Below are 23,202 nucleotides of genomic sequence, written 5' to 3'. Positions count from 1 at the left end.
TTTGGAAAGGAATGAGGCTTCTAATAACTTGAAAGTTTGTTTGCAGGCAAAAAGTGCTAAAAGGAGGCACGCTAAAGAGGACTTTCAATTCAGCACTTTCGTTTCCTAAGGCGCCATGCTTTTCAGCGTGCTCGTTTAAAAGAGAACTTAAAAAACTGCCTGTCTCCAAAGGAAACAGGCAGGAAAATTTACTTTAAGTTTAAGGAAAGCCTAAGACTTTGTAGATCTATCCTTAGGATTGCATTTCAAAGGCCATTAGCGCTTCATAGAATTCCTCTTCCATGATTCCTAGGTGCTGCAAAAGGTGCTGGAGTCCCTCCAAATGTTCAATAAGGATTTCATCTTCTAGCGTCAAGGGAATTGATCCAATGGAGGTTTTTAAATAATGGGACTCAAGAATCGAAACCTCATAGGGAATCTTTCGAAAAAAACTTGGTGCTGTTTTTAACTCCTTATGAAGCTCTAAGGCCTTGGCCGGATACACTAGGATTCCGCCATTTACAATTTGGTTGAGTAGAGTTTGATACTGCTTATATAAGGGCGAAGTAGTCACAAGAACTATATTGGGCTCGAACTCAGCTGCTTTTTCTAAGTTTTGATGTTCTACCAAAACGAAATCGCTTCCGGGGCTTTCGACCAGCGATTCCCCTTCCAATTGATAGAAAATCGATTTTTGATTGAATTCAAGAACGTGAATAATGAATTTTGCGATCGATTGGTGATTTGTAACGATCGAGACTCTTGTTTTGTTACTAAAGTCATGCAATGCAGAATTTGACATACGTGGACTACCTTTTATTGTCTTAGTTTTTTGGCCTGGATAAACGATTCAAATGCTTGAATTATTGAATTCCATCTAGCTTGATGTTCTGGAATGATAAAGCTACCATCGTCTTTGAAGAGCTTTTCGTTTGGAGTTTTTACCTTGATCGTGGTGGTGATGTTGTCGTAAACTTTCTTGTAGTCCTCGCGAATTTCTTTGAGTTTACTGGTCTCAATTGCTTTTTGAATGAGAGCTTTCTCTTCATTAGAGATGCTGGTTTTCTTATTGTATTTTTGGTTCTGTCCTTCAAAATAAAAACGAGCCGTGTTTCCTTCAATAAGAAGGTTTTCGTAGATCGGTGCATATCCGCCACTGCGACTATAACTTAATTCGTAGTGCTCAAATACCGACTGGTTTGTACAGCTGTAAAGGCATCCAATCAGTAAAATTAATAGGAGTTTCTTCATGGGTTTGGGTGTTTAAAGACTTGTATTTTGAATTTCGCTTTTGCTACTTCGTTCTTTTTCGTAATCGTGAAGCACATTGAAATCAGGGGTCTGTTCGATGGCTGCCATAATTTTATCTAAGATTTGTTGGGCCGTATCGTTCTCGTAGTCAATGTCAAGCGGCTTTTTGATTTCTAGCGTAGGTTTCACTCCCGTCACTTTGATTTTCAATCCTTTTTTATCAAAAGCCCTTCGAAATCCGTTGATTTTGATGGGAACCACGATGGGTTTTTGTTGTTTAACGAGTTTTGCTGTTCCTTTTCTTCCTTGGGCGAATGCAGCAGTGGTTCCTTGAGGGAAGGTGATGACCCAGCCATTGTCAAGTGCCTTCATGATATTATCCACTTCGCTCATGTCCACCATTCGATTTACGTTTTCTCCTTTTGCACGCCAAGTTCTTTTTACTGTGACGGCGCCCGCGAGTTTGAAAATCCGAGAAAGAATCCCTTTGTTCATCGTTTCTTCGGCCGCAACGTAATAAAAATCCACTTTGGGATTGAGTAAGTACACTGGGTTTTTAATCGTGTCCAGATAGCCATTGTTGACCGAGCAAAACACATGGTACATGGCTGCCACGTCGGCAAAATAGGTTTGGTGATTGGATACAAAGAGTACGTTTGAATCCGGAAGATCTTTGAAATGCTCAGATCCTGTAATTTTCAATTTATTAAACCCATTAAAACGACGATAAGAAACCATTCCTAAAATAAAAATGATTAGTCGTTTTAGAAAATAGGGAGTACCGAATGCATCGGTAAAAATATTTTTTTTAGCCATTGATTACCTGGTAAAATAGAGTGCGAATTTACAAATTTTTCAGCAAGTGACTAAATTCACTTAGGATCATTGAGGTCGCTCCCCAGATGATATAGCCGTTGAAATTAATGACCGGTACCTTCTGTCCTCTCGAGTCAGGAAGAACCATTAGTTCGGGCGTATCTTTTAGGGTCATAAACGAAGAGACCGGGAATTCGATGAGCTCCATCGCTTCGCTTTTTTGAAGAACAAAGGTAGGGTTCTTTCCCGTATACGATATGTAGGGATACACGTAAAAATTGCTAGGTGGAATGTAAATGGGAGAAATTTCTCGCACAACGCGAATGTAATGAATGTCAATTCCCATTTCTTCACTGGTTTCCCTTTTCGCCGTATGTGCAAAATCCAAATCGTCGGGTTCTCGGCTGCCACCAGGAAGGGAAATCTGCCCGCTGTGTCGATCGTTTATATTATGCGTACGAACCATTAAGGGAAAATGCCACTCTCCGTCTTTAAGGTAAAGAAGTATGTTGACCGCCGCGTACCTTGGATCTCGACTGACGATTTGTTCATGAGTGAAAAGGGGACGGTAAGGAGGGGAGTATCTTGAGTGGGCCGATTCTCCATGTAAATCTGCCTTTTTAATTCGTTCTAGAAAATCTCTACCAAAAACTTGCATTTCACAAATTTAGTCAAAATCTTCGTGCAGAAGTTTTAAGGAAAGGTTAAAATTAGGATCTCACGCAAAAAGGTCCCTACAAGTAGAGACCTTTTTTTTTGCGCTCATGCGCTTATTTTTAGTTCGAGTAACTTGCGATTTCCTCTTTGTTTGCATTGTACAAACGATATTCTAAATACTTAAAACTATCCCTAGGGATAATGGTAACCCATTTTTTATACTTTAGGTACCATTTAGTTTGAATACTCATGATTCCTTTTGTGAGGTAAGCCTCAACGAAAGGGTGAACGTGAAGGTAAAGTTTTCCTTTTTCCTTCTGCATTCTGTTTCTTATGAGCTCTTCCATTCTTTCGACCACGACAATCGGTGCTAAGATCTCACCGTCCGTGTTCGGATTTTGCTCCGCCGTTTTAATTTGCTTCTCAGGTCTCACCCTTTGTCGAGTGATTTGAATCAGTCCAAATTTACTTGGAGGTAAGATTTTATGTCTTGCTTTGTCTCTACGCATTTCCTCACGAAGATGTTCGTAGAGTTGTTTGCGATGATCGGCACTGCTCATGTCAATGAAGTCTACGACAATAATTCCGCCCATGTCTCTTAGCCTAAGTTGTCGAGCTACTTCGGTGGCGGCCATTTTGTTCACACTAAGTGCGTGGTCCTTATTGGTCGTGCTTGAGGCGATATTCGGACCTGAATTTACGTCCACCACATGAAGAGCTTCGGTATGTTCAATGACCAAATAAGCACCCTTTGAGCTTGGAATATTCACGTGTTTACCGAAACTCTGCTTGAGTTGTTTCTCCACATTGTAATATTCTAAGAGTGGGATATGAGAATCGTAATGCTGGACAATGTTCTTTCTTTCCGGGGCAATAACCTCTAGGTAGTGGGTAATTTCCTGGACCATGTTTTCATCATCGGAAATGATTCCGGTGAAATCTTGGTTGAAATTGTCTCGCAAAATAGCAGACGCTCTATCTTCTTCACTTAAAATCTTTGAAGGGACTTTTTGCTTTTGAATGTTTTTGAAAGTCGATTCCCATTTGTGAATCAGCTGGTTCATATCGTTATGAAGCTCAGCGACTTTTTTACCCTCTGCTACGGTGCGAATAATCACACCGAAGCCTTCGGGTTTAATGCTTTCAATTAAGGTACGAAGTCGTTCACGGTCTTCCGCACTTTTGATCTTTTTAGAAATCGAAACTTTGTTGTCAAAAGGAATCAAAACTAAAAATCGGCCCGTTAGGGAGATTTGAGTAGAGATTCGAGGTCCTTTCGTAGAGATGGGTTCTTTCGTGATTTGAATCAGAACCACATCGTCTTTGGACAGCACCTTGTCTATGGTGCCGTATTTGTTAATTTCTTTTTGAACCGGAAAATTTTTGAGGCTAGAAGTTTGATGACGTTTTGCAAACGTATCTTTCAGAAACTTCTGATAACTTAAATAATCGGGTCCTAAATCTTGGTAATGCAAGAATGCGTCTTTCTCGTATCCGATATTGACGAAGGCTGCATTAAGGTTCGGTGCAAGTTTTCTAACTCGAGCTAAAAATAAATCGCCGACACTAAACTCTCTGTTGTCCTCTTCTTCGTGGATTTCAAAAAGCCTACCGTCTTCGAGCATCGCAATTTTCGTGCGCTCATTTTCATGAGAAATGATAAGTTCTTTTTTCATTGCTCTAATTTATTGTTAGACTTGGGTTGATAGGGCTACAAACTGTGTTTAAACAAAAATATAGTTAATGAATAAAGCTTCATCAACTATATTATTATATTGTTCTAGAAAAACTATTTCTTTTTCTTGTGTCTGTTAGCTCTTCTTCTTTTTTTTCTTTTGTGCGTCGCTACCTTATGTCTTTTTCTTTTCTTTCCGCTTGGCATTGTCGTAATGTGTTAAGGTTAATATTTTAGTTAAATTTTTATTTTACTGCTACTTTCGTTTTCACTTTTTCCACGAAGCTTTTTGACGGCTTGAAAGCGGGGATGTTGTGCGCTGGAATTTCAATGGCCGTATTTTTAGAAATGTTTCTTCCTGTCTTCGCTGCTCTTGTTTTAATGATGAAAGATCCAAAACCTCTTAAGTATACATTGTCACCATTGTACATTGAGGTTCTTATCTCCTGCATAAATGCTTCTATTACTTTTTGGGTTTCGTTCTTTTCTGTACCCAATTTGGTGGAGATCGTATTTACCAATTCTGCCTTTGTCATTTCCTTAATTGTTTTTAATTTTGGTGTGCAAATATAAGAAGATTTTTTGAATTGAAACAAACAAAAGCCTGATTTTCTTAACATTGATTAAAGTCTGACTCTGAGTCGGTAACGGTTTTTCAATCGAGGAAAATTTCCACTCTATTTTGCATCGAAATTCTTGGAATCTGCAATTCTTGATTGTGAATTTTTGATTGTGAGTTGCCTTTTTTTTGAATCTCTATTAAATAGGGGTCTTCTGCGAGTCTCTTTTTTAGCTTTTCTCTTTCAAGTACTAAATAAATTTTTGAAGTCCATATTTTCTATCCTAAATAAGTTTAATATCTTGCGCGCCAATGAAGACAGACGTTGAAATGGGACAGCAGCTTTTGCTGTGGTACCATCAGCATTCGCGATCGCTACCCTGGCGTGAAACGAAAGATCCTTATTCCATTTGGATCTCGGAAATTATTATGCAACAAACAAGGGTAGCTCAAGGCACTCAATACTATGAGCGTTTCATTGAGCGTTTTCCTACAGTGCAAGAACTAAGTGAGGCAAGCTTAGATGAAGTACTTCTTTATTGGAAGGGACTAGGGTATTATAGCCGTGCGATTAATTTGCACAAGGCAAGTATTCAGGTTCAAAAGGATTTGGATGGAATTTTTCCAAGGGATTACGATTCCCTTCTTCACTTGAGAGGTATCGGGAAATATACGGCTGCTGCCATAGCCAGTATTTGTTTTCAAGAGCCAAAAGTGGCGATTGATGGGAATCAGTACCGGGTTTGGTCTCGTTATTTCGCTGATCGATTTGATGTGACGAGTTCGGGAGCTTTCGAGCACTTTGCCCAGCTTGCGCAAAGACTCATGCCTACGGAGGATCCAGGCGGATTTAATCAGGCGGTCATGGATTTAGGCTCGAGTATATGCAAGCCTCAAAACCCAAACTGCATAGAGTGTCCTTTGAATTCGACCTGTCTTGCCTACGCAGTAGGATCGCAGCAGAAGTTTCCTGTGAAATCCCGAAAGGTAAAAGTGGGAGTGGAATCGCTCCGTTATTATTTTGTGTACCATGAGGATGTTTTTTTAGTTCGGCAAAGGGACGAAAGTTCCATTTGGAAACGCCTCTACGAATTCCCACAGGAGCTTCCAGAATCTCTAAGCTCCCAGGGGATAGATAGCCTTGAAATTCGTCATCAGCTCTCCCATAGAACGATGAGCATACGAATCCATACAGTTAAGTTGAATTCTCAAGACGATTTTAAACTGTATTCAAGAGATTCTGGAGTTTTCCCTATGGCCTTTCAAGACTCCAATCTCAAATCTTTTCCTCGTCCGTTAGATCAATTCATCAAAGAATGGGCAAAGAATAATCAGATTGGAGAGGGCAATTTAGAGAAGACAAAGCGATAGAAAAGTACGAAGTGTTTTTATTAAGCGAAAAACCGTATTTTTGCCTCGCGCGAATAAAAAATGAAATGAGGCACAAGTCCTTATTTCCTAAGTCGCAAAGGGCAGGCACGAGGGTTTCTTGAGCACCCTTTTAAATGATAAATTAAACGGAAATAAATGAAACTTTTGGTTGTAGGTTCCGTCGCTTTTGATGCGATCGAGACCCCTTTTGGAAAAACAGATAAAATATTAGGAGGTGCTGCTACCTTTATTGGTCTTGCCGCTTCGGTTCTTAGAACCGATGTAAGTTTAGTGAGCGTGGTAGGAGGAGATTTTCCTCAAGAATATTTAGATCTTTTAGAATCTAGAAACATAAAGACCGAGGGAATTGAAATCATCAAGGAAGGAAAAACATTCTTTTGGAGTGGCAAATACCACAACGATTTGAATACCAGGGATACGCTTGTAACGGAAGTGAACGTCATGGAGAATTTTGATCCAAAAGTGCCGCAGGATGCGCAAAATGCAGAAATTCTAATGCTAGGAAATCTTCATCCCTCCATTCAACTGTCGGTACTGGATAAAATGCAAACGCGTCCACAGCTTGTGATTTTAGATACGATGAATTTCTGGATGGACACTGCATTAGAGACTCTTTTAGAAATGATTAAAAGAACCGATGTGATCACCATTAATGACGAAGAAGCGCGTCAACTTTCCGGAGAGTATTCTTTGGTAAAAGCAGCGCAAAAGATTCATGAAATGGGACCTACCTATGTGATTATAAAGAAAGGAGAACACGGTGCTCTTCTTTTCCATGAGGGAAAAATCTTTGCCATTCCCGCTCTTCCGCTAGAAGACGTTTTCGACCCGACAGGGGCAGGAGATACTTTTGCAGGAGGCTTTGCTGCACATTTAGCAAAAACTTCAGATTTGTCCTTCGAGAACATGAAATCCGCACTCATTGTAGGGTCTGCCATGGCTTCCTACACGGTGGAGGAGTTCGGAACGGAAAGACTTCAAAAAGTAAGTGTGGAAGACTTGCGTACCCGGGTCAACGCATTCAAACAATTAACGACATTTGAAGTAGATTTGTACTTCGATTAATCTTAAGATTATATGAAAAAAATAGTATATCTATCCCTTACGCTCCTTTCAGGACTCGGTTTTGCGCAAGTCATGACTGTAGGTTCAGACAGTATTTCGCTTCAGGATTTTAAAAAAGACAATGAACAGACTTTGAAGTCTGTCGGCATCACTCAAACCCTAACAAGTACGCAAGATTTCTTGCTCTTTCAGCAACTGGCAGAAGAGAAAAAGGCAGACACGACGATGCATTTTCGCCAGCGAATGGCGCAGAAAATTCAGGAGTTGCATGATCAGTATTTTTTCGACCCTGCACAAGTGGAGCGCATGACTCAGTCATACGTGCAGGCCAATAAACTAGAGAGGCTCGTGCATGTGTTCACTTTGGAGAAGGAAGAGGGAGATACCACCGATTACACCAAAGTTTATCAGGATGTGGTGAGTGGTAAGATGACAATGGATCAGGCTATTTCAACCTACATCAAAAAGGACATTAAACCGATTTACATTAAGCCGGGCTTAATTGGTGAGGATCTATATAAAGAGTTAATGGCGGCCAAAGCAGGGGGGTACACGAGGTTACACGATCAAGGACGCAGCGTAACCTTTGCAAAGTTAGTCAGTACCAGACCTAGCTTGGGGTATATGATCTTTGGAACGCTTAGGTATGCGGACGATGCAAATGCACCGAAACAAAAAGCAGCAATCTACAAGGCGCTTACCTCAGGAAAGGCTTTCAACGAGGTGACCAAAGAATTTGGAACGACTCAAAATGAAATTAATGCTGGAGGTGCCGTGATGGGGTCTCCAAGTTTACCTGACCACGTGTATGCAGCACTAAAAGGCATGAAGGCGGGAGAGTACACAAAAGAACCTGTGCTTTTTGATGGGAACTATTATGTTTTCTATATCTATGACTTGGTTCCTTACGAAGTGACGGACAAAACCAAAGAGCTTTTTCGTGCAGATATGCTAAATAGCAATTACCTGCAGGCTTTGGAAGATCAGGTGATTAATCAAAGGCAAACGAGTCCGGATTTTAGTCTAACCGATGACTTTAAAAACCTAGAGAAATCGTATGCGAGTTTTAAGAGTTTTTCCAATCCGAATGCAATCCTATGGAGATACAAGAACCATTCGATGGACTACAAAACACTCAAGGCGCAAGTGGAGCAGCTTTATCAAAACTTGGATACGGTTACACCTTCCCAGTGGAAATCCCTTTTAGACCTACGAATCAAAAGCGATTTGTACAGTGTGTATTCCCAAGAGTTTTTCGCAAAACCGCAGGTGAAAACGGCTCTTGAAACCGAACGTAGAATGCTTTTTTCTGAGTATATTTACTCTGATCTTCTTAAAAGCGAAGTAGATGCTTCTGATGCAAATCTCAGACGTTTTTACAACGCCAATAAAAATGAATTTCAATGGGAGGAAATGGCCCAGGGTAGAGTGGCGATTTTGAGTGACGAGAGTCTAACGAAGTCTGTAATAAAAGCCATAGAAGATCCAAACAAATGGGGAGAGCTTAAAAAGAAGTACGAGGGGAAGTTGAATAAAGAAAATAAAGTTCTAGTTTCCTTCCAAGAAGGTGAAATGTATAGCGATGCTGAAATCTTCACCCAATATAAGGTACCCTTTAAAAAAGGGGTCTTTTCAACCAAAATGAGTGCGCGCGACGTAGTCATTGCGATTGATAAAATTACACCTCGAACGTTAATGAGCTTTGAAGAGGCCAAAGAGGATGTGATTGCTAGAGTGACGGAAGAAAGACTCAAGGGGATTTTGCAGGAACAGAGAGCAAAAACTCAAATCGTGGTGCCCGCTGCATTTATGCAGGACCTAGAGAAAAATTTTAAGAAATAATTATAAGTTTATTTTGAGCGGAATCCGCGAAGAATCCTAATTTTGCAAACTAGATAGTTTTATGATGGTAAATAATGTAAAATCACTTTTTTTAAGTGTGTTTTTTATAACCCTTTTTGCAGGAAGCGCTCAGGGACAGCAACTTCAAAAAGGAGCATTAGTGGATGGGATTACGGCGGTAATCGGAGATGAAATTGTTTTGGAGTCAGACATTGACGAACAAATGAATTACGCCAAGCAGCAAGGAGCTCAAGTGAGTGACCGCTGTACGTTTCTTGCAAACATCGTGAACAATAAGCTTCTGATCTACGAAGCGAAGCGCGATACGCTTATTGAGAATAAAACGGCGGCGATTAAAGAAATGGCAAACGAGAAATACAATCAAATTCTTGCTCAATTCCCAGACGAGAAATCAATGCTTGCAGGATATAAGTTTCGTAATTCTTACGAGATGAAAAACGCCATTGAGAAAATTGACGCGGACAATTACTACGGTCAACAAAAATATGCTAGAATTACGGAGAAAGTGGACGTAACTCCAAACGAAGTAACCGATTTCTATACGATGTACCAACATCAATTGCCTATGGTAAAGGACGAGGTTTCGGTTTCGCAGATTATGATGTATCCTAAATTAACGGAAGCACATAAAGACGAACTAAAAGCCAAACTCTTAAAAATCAAACAGGACATTCTAAATGGAGAAAGTTTCGAGCAAATGGCTCGTATTTACTCTGAAGATCCTGGATCCGCTGCTCAGGGTGGTCTTTACACCAATGTTTCGAGAGGAAAAATGGTAAGGCCTTTCGAAGCTGCTGCCTTAAACTTACAAGAAGGGGAGATGTCAGAACCTGTAGAAACTGATTTTGGTTACCACCTGATTCAACTTGTGAAAAAGAGTGGGAAGCAGTACGATGCTAGGCACATTCTTTTAAAAGCGGAACCAAACGCGGAAGAAATTGAAAGTGCTAGAAAAGAGCTTGATTCTATCCGTACAAGAATTATTGAAGGAAAATTAACCTTTAAAGAAGCGGCGTTCAAATTCTCGGACGACAAAAACACGAAATTTAATGGAGGTACTTTGACCGGTGCCGATGGAGGGGATAAGATCGAAAAGATTGATCTTCCCGCTACGTTAGCGTATCAAATCGTAGGAATAAAGCCTCACGATATGACAGAAGTATTCCAAGACCAAGCCGCCAACGAAAGAAAAACAGTGAATATTGTGATGGTAAACGAGGAAATAGCTTCTCACCAGCTCGCGATTGAAACCGATTATGAGAGAATTAAACATCTCGCTGCGGAACGAAAGAAGGCACAGCTTGTTGAGAAATGGGTAAAGGAGAAATTATCCGATACGTTTATCTCAATTAACGAACGATACAACCACTGCGCTTTTACCAGCGAGTGGAATAAAGAAAGTGAATAACCCTAGAAAATCCTTTAGAATCTCTAAAGGATTTTCTATTTTTGGTACATGAGCAATTTTATTCATTTTGGCATCGCAGAGAAAATGTACAGCGAGAAACAAAACCGTATTACCGAGCTTTTCAAAATAAAATACCCTATCATTCAAGGGGGCATGATTTGGCATTCCGGATGGCGTCTTGCGAGTGCTGTGTCCAATGCGGGAGGGTTAGGCTTAATTGGGGCAGGAAGTATGTATCCCGATGTTTTAAAGGAACATTTAGTCAAATGCAAAGCGGCTACGGACAAACCCTTTGGAGTGAACATCCCCATGCTCTATCCCAACCTAGAGGAAATCATTGAAATAGTCCTCTCCCACGGCGTAAAAATAGTTTTTACTTCCGCGGGAAGTCCTAAAACGTATACAGAAACGCTTCAAAAAGAAGGAGTGAAGGTGGCACATGTCGTGTCCTCTACCCAGTTTGCGGTCAAGTGCGAAGATGCGGGCGTGGATGCAATTGTGGCGGAAGGTTTTGAGGCGGGTGGACATAACGGTAGAGAGGAGACGACCTCCCTTGTTTTGATTCCGAATGTGAAAAGACATATAAAAACTCCGCTCATTGCCGCAGGAGGAATTGCCCTGGGTTCTCAAATGAAAGCAGCCCTAATTTTGGGAGCTGATGGAGTTCAGATCGGCAGTCGTTTTGCAGCCACGAAGGAAGCAAGTGCACACGATCTATGGAAAGAGCATATCACAAGTTTATCGGAGGGAAGTACAATGCTTTCTTTAAAGGAACTGGCGCCGGTTAGAATGGTGAAAAATGAGCTCTTTAACCAACTCGAGGAGATTTATGCATCGGGAAGAGATAAAGAGGAATTACGGCGCGTGCTCGGCCGAGCAAGAGCCAAAAAAGGAATGTTCGAGGGCGACTTAGCAGAAGGCGAACTCGAAATCGGGCAGGTATCCGCCCTAATAGACCAGGTGCTCAGTGTGGACGAAGTCTTTGAAAGATTACTAGAAGAATTTCAATCGGCTACGTTTGTCGATTTTCTAGCCTAAAGCAAAAAAAACACCCAAGAGGTGTTTTTTTTAGGTCGTGATCTCAATTTTATTGATCTTCTAGAAGAGCCTGCAGTTGAATGTATCCACCTCCGTTGTAGCCTTCTTTTAGTCCATGGTCGTAAAGAAGTTCAAGGGCTTTTCCACTTCGGTTTCCACTTCTACAAAAGAGAATGACCGGATTGGGTAAGCTAGTGATTTCCTCGGCGCGTGCCTCTACCTCACCTAAGGGGATATTGGTGGCTCCTTCAATTGCACCGTCCATTTCTAGTTCAATCGGTTCGCGTACATCAATTAGATGATAATTTCCAGAGGTTAAGACTTCTTGTATTGTACTCATATGCTTAGAATTTTTGCTAAAGTAGCAAATTTTTTAAATTCTATAAGGAAATTTCGAGGAATTCTTGAGCTCTCTTTTTTTGACATTGGAATTTGCTTTATCTTCGCAGTGGAATGAATGCATCAAAAGAATCTTGGACCCAATTGATTAAAACCAAAGCGAAAGCTTTTGGGTTTCAAGACTGCGGCATCGCTGAGTCTGGGTTTTTAGAACAGGATGCAAAAGCGCTTGAAAATTATTTGAAAAAAGGCTTTCAGGGGAAGATGCAGTATATGGAGAATCATTTTGATAAGCGTGTGGATACAAGACTGCTTGTAGAAGGCTCCAAATCTGTAATCTCTCTGTCGTACAATTACTATCCAAGTGAGGAGCTTCCCACGCTTGAAAATTTTAAAATTTCAAAGTATGCCTATGGTGAGGATTACCATCCTATTATCAAGGGGATTTTGGCGCAGTTGGTTCAGGAGCTTCAGGAAGAAATCGGCGAATTTTCTTTTCGGGTATTTGTAGATTCAGCTCCTGTTCTTGAAAGAAGTTGGGCTCGCAAATCCGGAATCGGTTGGGTGGGAAAAAATGCGAATCTAATAACCAAGCAAAAAGGTTCTTTTTTCTTCTTGGCAGAGATTATCTGCGATTTGGAACTCGAGTATGATTCTCCGATGGGGGATTATTGCGGAAGTTGTACCCGCTGCATTGAGGCTTGTCCTACCGAGGCCATAGTGGAGCCTAGTGTCATTGATGGCAGTAAATGCATCTCGTACGCTACTATTGAGCTTAAAGAGTCCATTCCTGCATCGTTTAAGGATTCGATGGAGGATTGGATGTTTGGATGTGATATTTGCCAAGATGTATGTCCTTGGAATCGGTTTTCGCTTCCCCATAAACAGCCAAGGTTTGATCCCAATCCAGGCTTAGATCAATTCTCAAAAGCACAGTGGAAAGAACTAACGCAGGAGCTATTCTCCGAGGTGTTTCGAAAATCGGCTGTGAAGCGCACAAAATTTAGTGGACTAAAACGGAATATTGAATTTCTAAGTTGATTTTAGAGTATACCTTACTTAGTTTAGGGTAAAGTTTTTAGACTCACCGATAGATCTAATTCATCCTGCACTTTAATGGTGCCTCCTAACCGAGTGGGCGGTGAGATGTGAAAATCACTAAATTGAATTCTTTTGGTTCCCACCAGTTGATTCCCTTCTTGGAATAGTGTAATGTCGTAGGTCTTTTGACTGCGCATGAGCTGAACCTCCAATGTGGCCTTGTAATAATTGCTTGTACCGAGCTTTTTAAGTTTTACAAAACGAATGGTTAGGTCTGGATACTTCGTGTGGTTTAGAGTTTTACGAAAGTCATTTGTCATGAGTTTGTTTCGGCAATCAAAATCAACCACTTTTAACTGAATGTTTGGCAGCTTGTCACTTTGCAAGGCGGGTAGTAGTGGCATGTTTGTGTGGGTGCATTTAAAGGCATTCACGTTCGTTTTGCCCGCAATCACAATGCTGTTGTTTTGGGCAAAAAAGAAGAAAGGAAGCAGTAGAATTAATAGCTGTTCAATTTTCATATAGCAAGTTTCTAGAAAAAAAGGAGGCAATTGGATTGCCCCCCTTCCAAAAAAATTTAAAAAGATAAAATTAAAAACCTATGGTCGCTTCTAGCATCACTCCGTTGAATTGACCACCCATAAGTGGACTAGAGGCACCCCATACAGTGTCGTTGTTATAGTTTTGATCTACGTATTCGATTTTTGCAAGTACATTTGGGGTCATGAACCAACCTGCACCGATGTTGTATCGATCGATCGAGCGTTTTGCTGCGTTTTTGTCGTCTTTACCAGAAACCGTATTGTATTTGCCTCCGAAGTAATACTGCTCCTTCTGGCCAAATCGATAGAGAAGTTCAGCCGCAAGCTGCGTATAATTCCCGCGGGTATCTCGCTTTGCACCACTTACAAGCTTGTTTCCACTTACATTTTCAAAGGTTCCGAAGAATTCAAGTCCTTGGTACTTTACGAACGGGTTAATTTGGATGGCGGTCATTTCTTTAAACCCAGGATTGAATCGTCCTGTAGCGTAATTGCTGGTTCCCATTGCATCCATTTCGGTAAGTAGGACATAGTAATAGCGAGATCCTGCTCGATCCGCACCGTAAAGGTTGCCCCCAGTGGTAAGACCGTTGGTTTTCATGAGGGATCCGGTTAGTCTAACGCGTAGATCCTTGTCCACTTGTTTGTCATATCCCACTTTAGCATAGAGCGACGGTTTGTTGTCGCTTTTTCCTTTTACAGCGGTTTGGTTGAGTTTTCCATTCGAAACTCCCACCATTCCTAAAAAGTTTTTGTGAAATAAGTAGGCTTCTAAGAAAGGTTCTGTGGTGAAGTTGTCCATCACTAGGTTCCCAACAAACGGGTTATTTAATGCCTCCGCGTTATCGGTGCGTCGAAAATGCGAGTCTCCATAGTTGAGTTCATCCATTCCCACTTTTACTCTCGCGTACTGCATCACATTGGATAACAGTCCTTCGGATACGAAGTCTAAGTCGTCAATTTGAATGTATCCCCCTTTTACCCACGCTTCGTTATGGTGACGCGCTGATAGGTAAGTTCTTAAATGCATTTTAACTCCTTTGGCTAGATAGGCATTCACATCTAAATTGGCGGTGGGAAGATTGACATCACTTCCTAAATTTAAGAGCTGAATTGCCTCGGACGTAGGTTGTCCGCTTGCGTCCAATTTGTACCCTAGATTTCCTTTGGTAGAATGATCCAGTGCTTGGAATTGCAAAGCGAAATCTCCTCCAATCGATACTTTGACTCCCTCGTAGTCAGGAGACTGCATTTTTGGATCCTCAAAGATATTTCTTTGGTATTTTTCAGGAGCTAAGTAGGCTCGCATGTCGCTGTTTTGTGCAAACGAAATGCTACTTGTGAAAATCGCGGTAGCGAGAGCTAATTTCAAGTTTTGAGTTTTCATTATTTTATCATTTTAGAGTTACTATTCTAATTGGTTACGATGGATACGGATACTTTTACTTGGTCTCCTGTCTTTACTCCCATAAAGCCGGGGGTTTCCATTCCAAAGTCAGACATTTTTAAATTTTGAATTCCAACGATTTTGTAGGCATTTCCAGTTTTTGTAAGTGTCACGGGCATCGAAATTGTTTTGGATTTTCCCGCAATCGAGAGTTGAGCGTTCACTACCGATTTGCCTACATTTAAACTTGAAGTGGTAAAGGAAATGGTAGGTGATGTGCTAGCCTTTAAAGCACCGTATGCTTTGTTGTCCATCATTTTCCCTTTGCTACTTTTGAGGTTTTTCACAGGCATCGTAAATTTTACATTGGTTAATGTGTTCCCATTCTGTTGGGCGCTAAAGGAACCCGTAGTGGAGGTCATTGTCCAGTTGTGCATGGGTGAGGTTCCCTCTACACTCACATTTACACTTTTGCTCGAAAGCTGTTGGGCACTGAAAATTCCAGCTACAAAACTTAGGGACAAGGCGAGTAATTTGACTCTTGATACTTTTCTCATTATTGATAATTTTAATTGGTTTCATTTTCTTATACAAAGATACCTAATGGTTTGGGTATTCGTAAATATTTAGAGAAAATTATAAGTGATATATATCAATACTCGCTAATGTTTTACATATATTGTAATTTAAGTTGATGGAATATAGCGATTGTTCAACGTTTGTTTAATTATTTATTAGTTTGATAAAAATTGATGGTTTTAAATTGGGAATAGTAGAAACCTTAGCAAAAACCACTATGATGAAAGTCATTCTAGTCGTTTGTGATTAGGATATAATTAAATTGTAAATTATACAGATGCGCCAAAATTAGAGAAGAATTCTCTCGCAGTTATTAGCTGAATTTTCTGTCGCAATTAGATATTTTGGAAAGAAGGTGGTCAAATTAACTGTTCTAGAACAGAACTGACTCCAACGCAGGATCTGGTATATCGTTTAATAGTAAAAAATAAAAAAGTTGCTAGAAGAGAATTAGCAGGAAATCTAGAAATAGAGGATTCCGAGATTGAAAAACACGTCCATAATAGGAAGGACGAAAGGTTCTTGGCAAATTATTTAGATGCAATAAGTTGCAAATTAATAGTATGGAACATGATTCACTTGCCTTGATTTATCCGTCTATTAGGTGCAAAACAAAACCTCTCGGAACCAAAAAAAAGTAATCTATTGAAATTCAATAGATTACTTTTAATTAATAGTACCCAGGACCGGGATCGAACCGGTACGCCAATGGCATTGGTGTTTGAGACCAACGCGTCTACCAATTCCGCCACCTGGGCAATTTTGGTGTGCAAATATAAGGTAAAATTTAAAATTTAAAAATGTTTTTCTCGAATTTGTTAGAATTCAATTTCAAGACCATCGTAGGCTAAAGAAATGTTCGGGTCAAGATCAGGGTCGTTTTCTAGGTGAAGACCAAAATGATGGCTGATGTGCGTGAGAAGTAAGACCTTGGGTTTTAGCTCTTCATTGAGTTTTTTAATATCAGGAAGGATGAAGTGGGCGGGGTGCGGGTCTTCTTTTCGAATGCAATTTAAGATGAGGTAATCCAGATCTTTTAAATTTTCTTTTTCTTCTTCAGGAATCAAACTTGCATCCGTGATGTAGGCTAAGTTCTTGAATTTATACCCAAAGATGGGAAGGGTATAGTGTAAGACTTGGATGGGCGTAATAAGAGTGTCCCAAAGTGTAAAAGGAGTCGCGTTAATTTCATGAATCTCAAAAGAGGGCGCCCCGGGATAACGATTCTCAGCAAAAGCATATGGAAATCTGCCTTGTATTTCTTTTGCCACGCGCGCTTGGCAGTAGAGTTCAAGGTCTTTTCGGGTGCGAAAGATCAGGGGGCGTACGTCGTCAAGCCCAATAATATGATCGTTGTGTTCGTGCGTTATAAGTAGGGAATCGGCCGAGGTTTCCTTGAATTTAAGCATTTGAGCGCGGAAATCAGGTCCACAGTCAATTAATATTTTATGATTTGAGTCTGTGGTTAGGATGGCCGAGGCTCTTAGGCGTTGGTCTTTAGGGTTTTGTGAGGTGCAAACCTCACAACTGCATCCTATGACGGGGACGCCTTGGGAGGTTCCTGTGCCTAGAAATTTCAGTTTCATTTTGCGCTCGGTTATTATTTTGGTAAATTTACAAAAAAATATAAATGTCCGAGATTAAGCAATTCTTAACCCCGAAACAGAAGGCATTAGCAATCAATTTAGACCATAATATATACGGCACATTTGCAGAAATCGGTGCTGGACAGGAAACGGTACGCCATTTTTTCAGGGCGGGCGGTGCCTCCAATACGATTGCAAAAGCAATGTCCGCATACGATAAGGAATATAGCAATGCAATTTATGGGACGGAAGACAAAAATCGTTTTGTCACCCAGACCCGTCTAAAGAAAATGCTTAGTCACGAAATGCGACTCATAAGCGAGCGGCTAAACCAATCGGAGATGCCAAACCGTCGCTATTTTTCCTATGCCAATACCGTCACAACGATAAACTATCACAAAACGTTTAAAGGTCACGGTTGGGTGGGACTTATGTTTCAGCATCAGCCGAATGAAAAGTATAGTGAGATTATTCTTCACGTCCGATTTAAAGAAAACGAAGCGAGTTTACAGCAAGAAACGTTGGGGAATTTAGGCGTGAATCTTATCTACGGTGCCTTTAATTATTTTGACAATCCCCGGAATTTGCTCAAGTCTTTGTACGATGATATCTCAGTGGACAAAATTGAAATTGATACCATTCATTTTGAGGGGCCCGCTTTCCCTTATGTGGACAATCGCCTTATGTCTCTGCAGCTTGTGAAAAAAGGAATGACGGATGCCGTGATTTTCAATTCGGAAGGAAAGAACATGCTGCCTGCCGATATTCTCTATAAGAAAGATGTTTTTGCGGTTCGAGGTAGCTTTCGGCCGGTGACGCTCGTTAACACCGATATGTTTGAGAAGGGACTTCAGATGTTTCTAAAAGATACAGAAGGAAAGCCTGAGGATACTGTCATTATTTTTGAAATCACCACGTTTAATTTGCGTGCCACCGGTCGTATTGATGAGCGGGATTTCTTAGATAGAGTCGATATCTTAGCCAAGCTCGGTTATACGGTTATGGTTTCCAATTTCTCTGAGTATTATAGACTTGCGGAATATTTTACAGGCTATAACATTCGATACTTCGGGATTGCGATGGGCGTAAACAATCTTCTGATGGTCTTCGAAGAGCAATACTATGAGCATTTGTCAGGAGGTATACTCGAAGCATTCGGAAAATTTTTCCGAAAAGATATGCGGGTTTATCTCTATCCGTACAAAGATCCGGACACCAATTGTCTACTCACATCGAAAACGTTGAAAGTAGATCGAAAGGTAAAAGAACTTTATAAATTTTTTATTGCCAACCGGCAAATTGTAGATGTAGAAGAATACGACCCAAGTGTACTTGAAATCTATTCGCGCGATGTGCTTGCAAAGATCACAAACCAAGAAAACGGATGGGAGGATCAACTTCCAGATGGCGTGGCGGAAATGATCAAAGAAAGAGGACTGTTTGGGTATAAAGAATTTCACTTTGAATAAATCATGAAAGAGCTAAAAAAAAGATTGCTATTTATTTTAGAGAGTCCTCAGGGAAGCTTTGAAAGCAAATTAAAAAAGATTTGCCAATTGTTAAATCAAGAGATCGAACATTTTAATTGGACTGGATTCTATTTCCGAAATGGAGACAAGGAAGAGTTAGTGATTGGTCCATACGTAGGCGCTGAAACAGACCATACAGTCATTCCCTTTGGAAAAGGAATTTGTGGACAAGTAGCGGTTTCTAATGAAACATTTGTCGTAGCAGATGTTTATGAGCAGGAGAATTACTTGGCTTGTTCCCTAGAGACCAAAGCGGAAATTGTGGTTCCAATTCTTAAAGACGGTGTGAATGTAGGGCAAATTGATATTGACTCGCATACGCCCAATGCATTTACGCAGGAAGATAGAGAGCTATTGGAATGGCTTTGCGAGGAAATCGCAAAGATTATAAAATAGAGACCAGTTCTCTATAATCCGACTCAAACTCTAGCAAATGGGTTCCGTACCAACTAAATGCTTCTCCATTGACCAGATGGATTTCAAGGTGTGGATATAGGGAAAGAAGTTCCTTCTTATGTTTTTCTTTGAATGGATAGGGTTCGCTAGAAAGAAAAAGAGTTTTTTCTGTGGCGAGCTCTTCAAGAGGAACTGTGGGATAGCGCAAAGCATTTTCATGCGAGTTTTTAAATCCTAGTTGTTCTAGCATAGCGTGGATAAAGGTATCGCCGCCTACACTTAAATAAGGGTCTTTCCAAATGAAATAGGTTAGACTCTTTTCTTTTCTTCTCGGAAGAGAATTAAACATTTGATCTAATTTCTCATTAAAGCAGTGGGCTAAGGATTGTTTTTGGAGACGTTCCCCGAGCTCACTAAGAAATTCCTTGTTGTCATTTAAAGTTTTAATATCGGTAACCCAAACATTAAATTCCAATTGAAGCGTCTCGACTTGGTTTTTTTCATTTTCTTCTTTGCTTGCCAAGATGAGATCGGGCTGCAAAGCTCTTATTTTCTCTAATTTAAGATCCTTCGTGCCTCCAATGATTTGCACTTGAGAAACTTTCTCTGAAGGGTGGATGCAAAATTTAGTTCTTCCTACAATCTGGGAACTATCGAGCTCAAAATCAAAAAGTGTTTTGGTGAAAGAAGGGACTAGAGAGACAATACGCATTTGAATCGATTTGAAAATTAAAAGGCCCCTTACGAATTACAAAGGATAGCTTCTTTCAAAGATAATGTTCTTTTCGAACTTAGAAGAATTCTCAAATAGCGATCAAAGATTACCTTGTTTTTCGAAGGTACTTACGGATTTCATTTAGTGCCCCGGTGGTTCCAATTTTAATAGAGTTTTCCGTACTTCCAAGGATGCGTTTGTTTTTGCGATAGGTGTCGTAGGAAGATTCACTTAAGAGTTCTCCATTCGAATTGTACATTTTTAAACTTACAATTACTTGATTGGAGAGCACGTATTTTCCAAAACCAACTTTGAAATATTTTATTTTTGGAACTACGGCAAGATCAAAATTATTGATTTTGCAAATTTCCTTGAGGGTTTCCACGTCTACATCATCGTAAATCATTGGGGTTTCCACTCGGTTTACTATAATGTTTTTTGATTTAGAAAACTCTTGGGTAACGCCGTCAAAAAAAGTTTGATAGGATGGGAATCGAATCTCCTCTATTCCAGGGTCAATTTCTGGATTGAAAAATAGCACCTGTTGAACGTTCTGTGAGCCAATATTTGAATTGGAAAAACTAGGTCCCTGTGCAGCGGATACGTTTATGCAACTCTTTAAAATTACAGCACTTGCCGCAACAAGTAAAATGGGAAATAACAGTTTTTTCATCTTTGTAGTAATGATGCAAAAATAGAGCCAATTCCTGGAATTTATATTATAAAATTTAAGATTTTTTTAACACTTTTTACGGGACTAAATTTTCGTTCAAAAACCGGTTTGCTCAGATTAGGGAATTGTTGTACATTTGCAGCTCGTTACATAATAATCATTAAATAATATTTGCATGTACTTAACATCAGAGAAAAAAGCGGAAATTTTCGCAAAACATGGCGGAGTTCCAGAGAACACTGGATCTGCAGAAGGACAAGTAGCACTTTTTACTTTCCGTATTAACCACTTAACAGGTCACTTGAAAAAGAACCAAAAAGATTTTGCAACAGAAAGATCTCTTGTAAAGTTAGTAGGGAAAAGAAAAAGGCTATTGGATTACCTTAAAAACAAGGATATTACTAGATATAGAGCGATTATCGCGGAACTAGGACTTAGAAAATAATCCTTTTCAAACTAAAAAAAATACCGATTCTATTAAGATTCAGTATTTTTTTTTGAGACGGTTTTCTATTTGATATTTAAGTAGAATATTAACCTAATATAGTAGACTACGGAATGCAGGGTGAGCAATTTGGATGAACTTATATGTACCTATAAGGACAATGGGTTAAGTAATAAGATTCAATATATCAAGCCCCCTACAGGGGTGGCAAACAATCCAAAAGGATACAATGTTTGTACCTATAATAATCCTATTAGATTTATTGACCCAGACGGCAGAAGTCCTTAGATCATCATTTTGGTATTTTTGAAAAATTTATATACGACGACCATAATGGCTCTCACAATATTATTATACATGGTGTAACTTGGTCTGCAATGCCAAGTCAGCTTGATCAGTCATATGGTAGTAGAGAAGCTGTTATGAGAATAGCTATTATTACGCATCTAAAAATGGAATGTCTGGAACTTTTGGGGCTGGATCCACTCCTGTAGGAAATTTAGCTAAAGATAATCCTGGTTTTACTTTAGCAACTAGTCCGTATGCTTCTATAATCAATATGAAAGAAGGATTGAGTGAAAATATGAATGCCTATTTCAACTTTACAAATGTTCTTAAACACGAATATTTTCATAAAATAGACTTTCTTAATGGAAATAAGACAGAAGGAAAACTTTATAATCATTAAGATGTATATTTGAAACAAATGGGAGATCCTACATTTAAGAAAGGAACTGAAGATTTTCAAAGAGGATCAATAGGTTCATTTGGTAATTATCTTTTACAAATGAATGAGGATGAAAGAAATACAGATAAATTAGATGGTTAAATAAATCAATTTAACCAATTGAAAACAGGATATAAAATTAGAACAACCCAGCATAATAGTAACGGAACACCATCAATGGAAGCGATATGTCCTAATGGTGGAACTTTTCAACTTAAGAGAAATACAAAAGATATTAAAGAATAGTATATGCGTAAAATAATGATATTTTTTTCTTTCGCATTGTTTCTTAATTCATGTAAGGATAAATTGAAACATCAAATAGCAACCAAAACATCTGAATATTGGTTAATTGACGATGAATATAATAAAAATACTTACAGATCTTATGGCTACCAATTCTATGAAAATGGGGAATATAAACTGTTTGTAATTAGGAGAAATACAAAACAGATACATCCTTATAGTGGAGGAGATATAATCTACCCAGATAATAAATGGAAATTATTTGATGACAGTATAAAAATTGGAAACAATAACTTCAAATTAGACATTATAAATGACAGCATTCTAGTTTTAAAGAATAAGAAAAATGAAGAGAGAATTTTAAAAACAAATTATAAAAATGATTATGTCAAAATGAAAAACACACTAAATTAAATTTCCCCGCTTCTCAAAGTCTCCCGACTTTGAGAAAAAAAGAAACGCTAACTGTGAAATGTTAGCGTTTTTTATATGCGTGCGATTAAAGTACTCACAACCAATGATTATTGGGGTCTCTATGCGTAGAAATCCCCGCTGGTGCGAGCTTCACGCTCGTACCCATATAAATACCTAATCCAATTCTTTTTGCTCAATCACTACAAATAGTGAAAACCTACAAAATATTTCAGGACTAGACAATTAGCATAAAAAAGAAACCGCCTCAAAATTGTATTGAGACGGCTTCATTTTTTTTGGTTTGATTTTCATTAGACTCGCCTGCCGGTGAGTAGATTGATTATAGCCAGTAATATAATGGCTCCTACTGCTCCTGTAAGAATCTGACCTAAAATATTTGTTCCAAATGTAGTTCCAAGTAGCCAGTAGCCAATAAAGCCTCCAACAATCCCTACGACAATGTTACCCAGAAGTCCTAAGCTTCCTCCTTTAAAAATTTGAGACCCTAGCCATCCGGCTAAAGCTCCGATAATAAGTGTCCATAATATTCCCATAATTTTATTTTTTTAGTACTTTGAATAGCGCTAGATTTATGCCACAGAGCGGTAAAATGGAAATTTTGAAAAAATTCTTGAAAATTATAATTCTTATCCTTTAGGACCATTCGCGAAATGAAGATAGGGTAAGACCTTTCCTAATAGCCTCTGAAAATTTATATTTAATGGAAAGCAAATCTAAGTAAGGAGATTGAAGAGCTAGATTGTAGAAATTCAGGGTCTGATTTTTCGAAAACTCGGCGCGAAGTGTTTAGAATTTAGGGGTTTTTCATGATAAAATCGTTAACTTTGCCCACGAAAATTTAAAATGTTTAAATAGTAAT

At 39.4% G+C, this 23,202-nt stretch carries 25 protein-coding genes, 1 tRNA gene and 1 pseudogene; 12 read left to right on the top strand and 15 right to left on the bottom strand.

The annotated features are described in order from the left end of the window. Nucleotides 1-232 precede the first annotated feature (232 nt). The 6 genes from ACX3PU_RS07585 to ACX3PU_RS07560 form a co-directional block, all read right to left on the bottom strand. Nucleotides 233-781, bottom strand: a complete 549-nt coding sequence (locus tag ACX3PU_RS07585) for a hypothetical protein (protein WP_459084374.1) — start codon at nucleotides 779-781, stop codon at nucleotides 233-235. A gap of 14 nt (nucleotides 782-795) precedes the next feature. Next, nucleotides 796-1,230 carry a hypothetical protein gene (locus ACX3PU_RS07580; RefSeq protein WP_459084372.1) on the bottom strand — a complete coding sequence of 145 codons (435 nt, stop codon included), beginning with the start codon at nucleotides 1,228-1,230 and terminating at the stop codon, nucleotides 796-798. Nucleotides 1,231-1,242: 12 nt separating this feature from the next. After that, nucleotides 1,243-2,046 (bottom strand): lysophospholipid acyltransferase family protein, encoded by an 804-nt coding sequence (locus tag ACX3PU_RS07575; protein WP_459084371.1) that lies wholly within the window; start codon nucleotides 2,044-2,046, stop codon nucleotides 1,243-1,245. 28 nt (nucleotides 2,047-2,074) lie between these two features. Further along, a complete protein-coding gene (locus ACX3PU_RS07570) occupies nucleotides 2,075-2,704 on the bottom strand; it encodes an NUDIX hydrolase (RefSeq protein ID WP_459084370.1) in 630 nt (209 codons plus the stop codon). 118 nt (nucleotides 2,705-2,822) lie between these two features. Continuing rightward, a complete protein-coding gene (locus tag ACX3PU_RS07565; protein WP_459084369.1) occupies nucleotides 2,823-4,379 on the bottom strand; it encodes an Rne/Rng family ribonuclease in 1,557 nt (518 codons plus the stop codon). Nucleotides 4,380-4,623: 244 nt separating this feature from the next. After that, complete coding sequence (locus tag ACX3PU_RS07560; RefSeq protein WP_459084368.1) at nucleotides 4,624-4,998, bottom strand: HU family DNA-binding protein; 375 nt, start codon at nucleotides 4,996-4,998, stop codon at nucleotides 4,624-4,626. 251 nt (nucleotides 4,999-5,249) lie between these two features. Between ACX3PU_RS07560 and mutY the strand changes: the two genes are divergently transcribed. The 5 genes from mutY to ACX3PU_RS07535 all read left to right on the top strand — a co-directional run bounded on the left by mutY (nucleotide 5,250) and on the right by ACX3PU_RS07535 (nucleotide 11,703). Continuing rightward, complete coding sequence (gene mutY / locus ACX3PU_RS07555) at nucleotides 5,250-6,308, top strand: A/G-specific adenine glycosylase (RefSeq protein ID WP_459084367.1); 1,059 nt, start codon at nucleotides 5,250-5,252, stop codon at nucleotides 6,306-6,308. 156 nt (nucleotides 6,309-6,464) lie between these two features. Next, a complete protein-coding gene (locus ACX3PU_RS07550; RefSeq protein WP_459084365.1) occupies nucleotides 6,465-7,394 on the top strand; it encodes a PfkB family carbohydrate kinase in 930 nt (309 codons plus the stop codon). Nucleotides 7,395-7,406: 12 nt separating this feature from the next. After that, nucleotides 7,407-9,236 carry a peptidylprolyl isomerase gene (locus tag ACX3PU_RS07545; RefSeq protein ID WP_459084363.1) on the top strand — a complete coding sequence of 610 codons (1,830 nt, stop codon included), beginning with the start codon at nucleotides 7,407-7,409 and terminating at the stop codon, nucleotides 9,234-9,236. Nucleotides 9,237-9,300: 64 nt separating this feature from the next. Then, on the top strand, nucleotides 9,301-10,665 hold the full coding sequence (locus tag ACX3PU_RS07540) for a foldase protein PrsA (RefSeq protein ID WP_459084409.1): 1,365 nt from the start codon (nucleotides 9,301-9,303) through the stop codon (nucleotides 10,663-10,665). A gap of 48 nt (nucleotides 10,666-10,713) precedes the next feature. Continuing rightward, nucleotides 10,714-11,703 carry an NAD(P)H-dependent flavin oxidoreductase gene (locus ACX3PU_RS07535; protein WP_459084361.1) on the top strand — a complete coding sequence of 330 codons (990 nt, stop codon included), beginning with the start codon at nucleotides 10,714-10,716 and terminating at the stop codon, nucleotides 11,701-11,703. 49 nt (nucleotides 11,704-11,752) lie between these two features. On the opposite strand, the gene ACX3PU_RS07530 is transcribed toward ACX3PU_RS07535, so the two are convergent. After that, on the bottom strand, nucleotides 11,753-12,043 hold the full coding sequence (locus ACX3PU_RS07530) for a rhodanese-like domain-containing protein (protein ID WP_459084360.1): 291 nt from the start codon (nucleotides 12,041-12,043) through the stop codon (nucleotides 11,753-11,755). A gap of 113 nt (nucleotides 12,044-12,156) precedes the next feature. Here ACX3PU_RS07530 and queG point away from each other — a divergent pair, with 113 nt between their 5' ends. Then, entirely contained in the window at nucleotides 12,157-13,083 is a 927-nt protein-coding gene (gene queG / locus ACX3PU_RS07525) for a tRNA epoxyqueuosine(34) reductase QueG (RefSeq protein WP_459084359.1), read from the top strand. 23 nt (nucleotides 13,084-13,106) lie between these two features. Here queG and ACX3PU_RS07520 read toward each other — a convergent pair whose 3' ends face one another. From ACX3PU_RS07520 to ACX3PU_RS07500, 5 genes are all read right to left on the bottom strand, one after another. Next, nucleotides 13,107-13,604, bottom strand: coding sequence for a hypothetical protein (locus ACX3PU_RS07520; protein ID WP_459084357.1), 498 nt, complete (start codon nucleotides 13,602-13,604; stop codon nucleotides 13,107-13,109). 70 nt (nucleotides 13,605-13,674) lie between these two features. Next, entirely contained in the window at nucleotides 13,675-15,012 is a 1,338-nt protein-coding gene (locus ACX3PU_RS07515) for a hypothetical protein (RefSeq protein WP_459084356.1), read from the bottom strand. A 26-nt stretch (nucleotides 15,013-15,038) separates the two neighbouring features. After that, nucleotides 15,039-15,569 (bottom strand): YceI family protein, encoded by a 531-nt coding sequence (locus ACX3PU_RS07510; protein ID WP_459084354.1) that lies wholly within the window; start codon nucleotides 15,567-15,569, stop codon nucleotides 15,039-15,041. A gap of 699 nt (nucleotides 15,570-16,268) precedes the next feature. Beyond that, nucleotides 16,269-16,349, bottom strand: a tRNA-Leu gene (locus ACX3PU_RS07505). Nucleotides 16,350-16,409: 60 nt separating this feature from the next. After that, complete coding sequence (locus ACX3PU_RS07500) at nucleotides 16,410-17,177, bottom strand: MBL fold metallo-hydrolase (protein WP_459084353.1); 768 nt, start codon at nucleotides 17,175-17,177, stop codon at nucleotides 16,410-16,412. 44 nt (nucleotides 17,178-17,221) lie between these two features. Here ACX3PU_RS07500 and ACX3PU_RS07495 point away from each other — a divergent pair, with 44 nt between their 5' ends. After that, complete coding sequence (locus tag ACX3PU_RS07495) at nucleotides 17,222-18,646, top strand: TonB-dependent receptor (protein ID WP_459084352.1); 1,425 nt, start codon at nucleotides 17,222-17,224, stop codon at nucleotides 18,644-18,646. A 3-nt stretch (nucleotides 18,647-18,649) separates the two neighbouring features. Beyond that, nucleotides 18,650-19,102, top strand: a complete 453-nt coding sequence (locus ACX3PU_RS07490; protein ID WP_459084351.1) for a GAF domain-containing protein — start codon at nucleotides 18,650-18,652, stop codon at nucleotides 19,100-19,102. On the opposite strand, the gene ACX3PU_RS07485 is transcribed toward ACX3PU_RS07490, so the two are convergent. Beyond that, complete coding sequence (locus ACX3PU_RS07485; protein ID WP_459084350.1) at nucleotides 19,092-19,814, bottom strand: ABC transporter substrate-binding protein; 723 nt, start codon at nucleotides 19,812-19,814, stop codon at nucleotides 19,092-19,094. The two genes, ACX3PU_RS07490 and ACX3PU_RS07485, sit on opposite strands and share 11 nt — an antisense overlap. Nucleotides 19,815-19,923: 109 nt before the next feature. Further along, nucleotides 19,924-20,490 (bottom strand): pyruvate decarboxylase, encoded by a 567-nt coding sequence (locus ACX3PU_RS07480; protein ID WP_459084349.1) that lies wholly within the window; start codon nucleotides 20,488-20,490, stop codon nucleotides 19,924-19,926. A 175-nt stretch (nucleotides 20,491-20,665) separates the two neighbouring features. Between ACX3PU_RS07480 and rpsO the strand changes: the two genes are divergently transcribed. From rpsO to ACX3PU_RS07460, 4 genes and pseudogenes are all read left to right on the top strand, one after another. Next, nucleotides 20,666-20,935 carry a 30S ribosomal protein S15 gene (gene rpsO, locus ACX3PU_RS07475; protein WP_459084348.1) on the top strand — a complete coding sequence of 90 codons (270 nt, stop codon included), beginning with the start codon at nucleotides 20,666-20,668 and terminating at the stop codon, nucleotides 20,933-20,935. 445 nt (nucleotides 20,936-21,380) lie between these two features. Continuing rightward, nucleotides 21,381-21,623, top strand: a pseudogene (locus ACX3PU_RS07470) (hypothetical protein); the annotation flags it as partial. 18 nt (nucleotides 21,624-21,641) lie between these two features. Beyond that, nucleotides 21,642-21,764, top strand: a complete 123-nt coding sequence (locus ACX3PU_RS07465) for a hypothetical protein (protein ID WP_459084347.1) — start codon at nucleotides 21,642-21,644, stop codon at nucleotides 21,762-21,764. 207 nt (nucleotides 21,765-21,971) lie between these two features. After that, nucleotides 21,972-22,322, top strand: a complete 351-nt coding sequence (locus ACX3PU_RS07460; protein WP_459084346.1) for a hypothetical protein — start codon at nucleotides 21,972-21,974, stop codon at nucleotides 22,320-22,322. Nucleotides 22,323-22,633: 311 nt separating this feature from the next. On the opposite strand, the gene ACX3PU_RS07455 is transcribed toward ACX3PU_RS07460, so the two are convergent. Next, nucleotides 22,634-22,876: a GlsB/YeaQ/YmgE family stress response membrane protein gene (locus ACX3PU_RS07455; RefSeq protein ID WP_459084345.1), complete on the bottom strand. Its 243-nt coding sequence runs from the start codon at nucleotides 22,874-22,876 to the stop codon at nucleotides 22,634-22,636. Nucleotides 22,877-23,202 lie beyond the last annotated feature (326 nt).

This window comes from Chryseobacterium sp. A301, from assembly GCF_054489425.1.
This window is presented reverse-complemented; position numbering and strand designations above follow the sequence as displayed.

Bases quoted from the DNA above. Each gene is read 5' to 3' on its own strand.
- ACX3PU_RS07585 (WP_459084374.1), bottom strand. From the start codon at position 781: ATGTCAAATTCTGCATTGCATGACTTTAGTAACAAAACAAGAGTCTCG.
- ACX3PU_RS07580 (WP_459084372.1), bottom strand. From the start codon at position 1,230: ATGAAGAAACTCCTATTAATTTTACTGATTGGATGCCTTTACAGCTGT.
- ACX3PU_RS07575 (WP_459084371.1), bottom strand. From the start codon at position 2,046: ATGGCTAAAAAAAATATTTTTACCGATGCATTCGGTACTCCCTATTTT.
- ACX3PU_RS07570 (WP_459084370.1), bottom strand. From the start codon at position 2,704: ATGCAAGTTTTTGGTAGAGATTTTCTAGAACGAATTAAAAAGGCAGAT.
- ACX3PU_RS07565 (WP_459084369.1), bottom strand. From the start codon at position 4,379: ATGAAAAAAGAACTTATCATTTCTCATGAAAATGAGCGCACGAAAATT.
- ACX3PU_RS07560 (WP_459084368.1), bottom strand. From the start codon at position 4,998: ATGTTAAGAAAATCAGGCTTTTGTTTGTTTCAATTCAAAAAATCTTCT.
- mutY (WP_459084367.1), top strand. From the start codon at position 5,250: ATGAAGACAGACGTTGAAATGGGACAGCAGCTTTTGCTGTGGTACCAT.
- ACX3PU_RS07550 (WP_459084365.1), top strand. From the start codon at position 6,465: ATGAAACTTTTGGTTGTAGGTTCCGTCGCTTTTGATGCGATCGAGACC.
- ACX3PU_RS07545 (WP_459084363.1), top strand. From the start codon at position 7,407: ATGAAAAAAATAGTATATCTATCCCTTACGCTCCTTTCAGGACTCGGT.
- ACX3PU_RS07540 (WP_459084409.1), top strand. From the start codon at position 9,301: ATGGTAAATAATGTAAAATCACTTTTTTTAAGTGTGTTTTTTATAACC.
- ACX3PU_RS07535 (WP_459084361.1), top strand. From the start codon at position 10,714: ATGAGCAATTTTATTCATTTTGGCATCGCAGAGAAAATGTACAGCGAG.
- ACX3PU_RS07530 (WP_459084360.1), bottom strand. From the start codon at position 12,043: ATGAGTACAATACAAGAAGTCTTAACCTCTGGAAATTATCATCTAATT.
- queG (WP_459084359.1), top strand. From the start codon at position 12,157: ATGAATGCATCAAAAGAATCTTGGACCCAATTGATTAAAACCAAAGCG.
- ACX3PU_RS07520 (WP_459084357.1), bottom strand. From the start codon at position 13,604: ATGAAAATTGAACAGCTATTAATTCTACTGCTTCCTTTCTTCTTTTTT.
- ACX3PU_RS07515 (WP_459084356.1), bottom strand. From the start codon at position 15,012: ATGAAAACTCAAAACTTGAAATTAGCTCTCGCTACCGCGATTTTCACA.
- ACX3PU_RS07510 (WP_459084354.1), bottom strand. From the start codon at position 15,569: ATGAGAAAAGTATCAAGAGTCAAATTACTCGCCTTGTCCCTAAGTTTT.
- ACX3PU_RS07500 (WP_459084353.1), bottom strand. From the start codon at position 17,177: ATGAAACTGAAATTTCTAGGCACAGGAACCTCCCAAGGCGTCCCCGTC.
- ACX3PU_RS07495 (WP_459084352.1), top strand. From the start codon at position 17,222: ATGTCCGAGATTAAGCAATTCTTAACCCCGAAACAGAAGGCATTAGCA.
- ACX3PU_RS07490 (WP_459084351.1), top strand. From the start codon at position 18,650: ATGAAAGAGCTAAAAAAAAGATTGCTATTTATTTTAGAGAGTCCTCAG.
- ACX3PU_RS07485 (WP_459084350.1), bottom strand. From the start codon at position 19,814: ATGCGTATTGTCTCTCTAGTCCCTTCTTTCACCAAAACACTTTTTGAT.
- ACX3PU_RS07480 (WP_459084349.1), bottom strand. From the start codon at position 20,490: ATGAAAAAACTGTTATTTCCCATTTTACTTGTTGCGGCAAGTGCTGTA.
- rpsO (WP_459084348.1), top strand. From the start codon at position 20,666: ATGTACTTAACATCAGAGAAAAAAGCGGAAATTTTCGCAAAACATGGC.
- ACX3PU_RS07465 (WP_459084347.1), top strand. From the start codon at position 21,642: ATGGGAGATCCTACATTTAAGAAAGGAACTGAAGATTTTCAAAGAGGA.
- ACX3PU_RS07455 (WP_459084345.1), bottom strand. From the start codon at position 22,876: ATGGGAATATTATGGACACTTATTATCGGAGCTTTAGCCGGATGGCTA.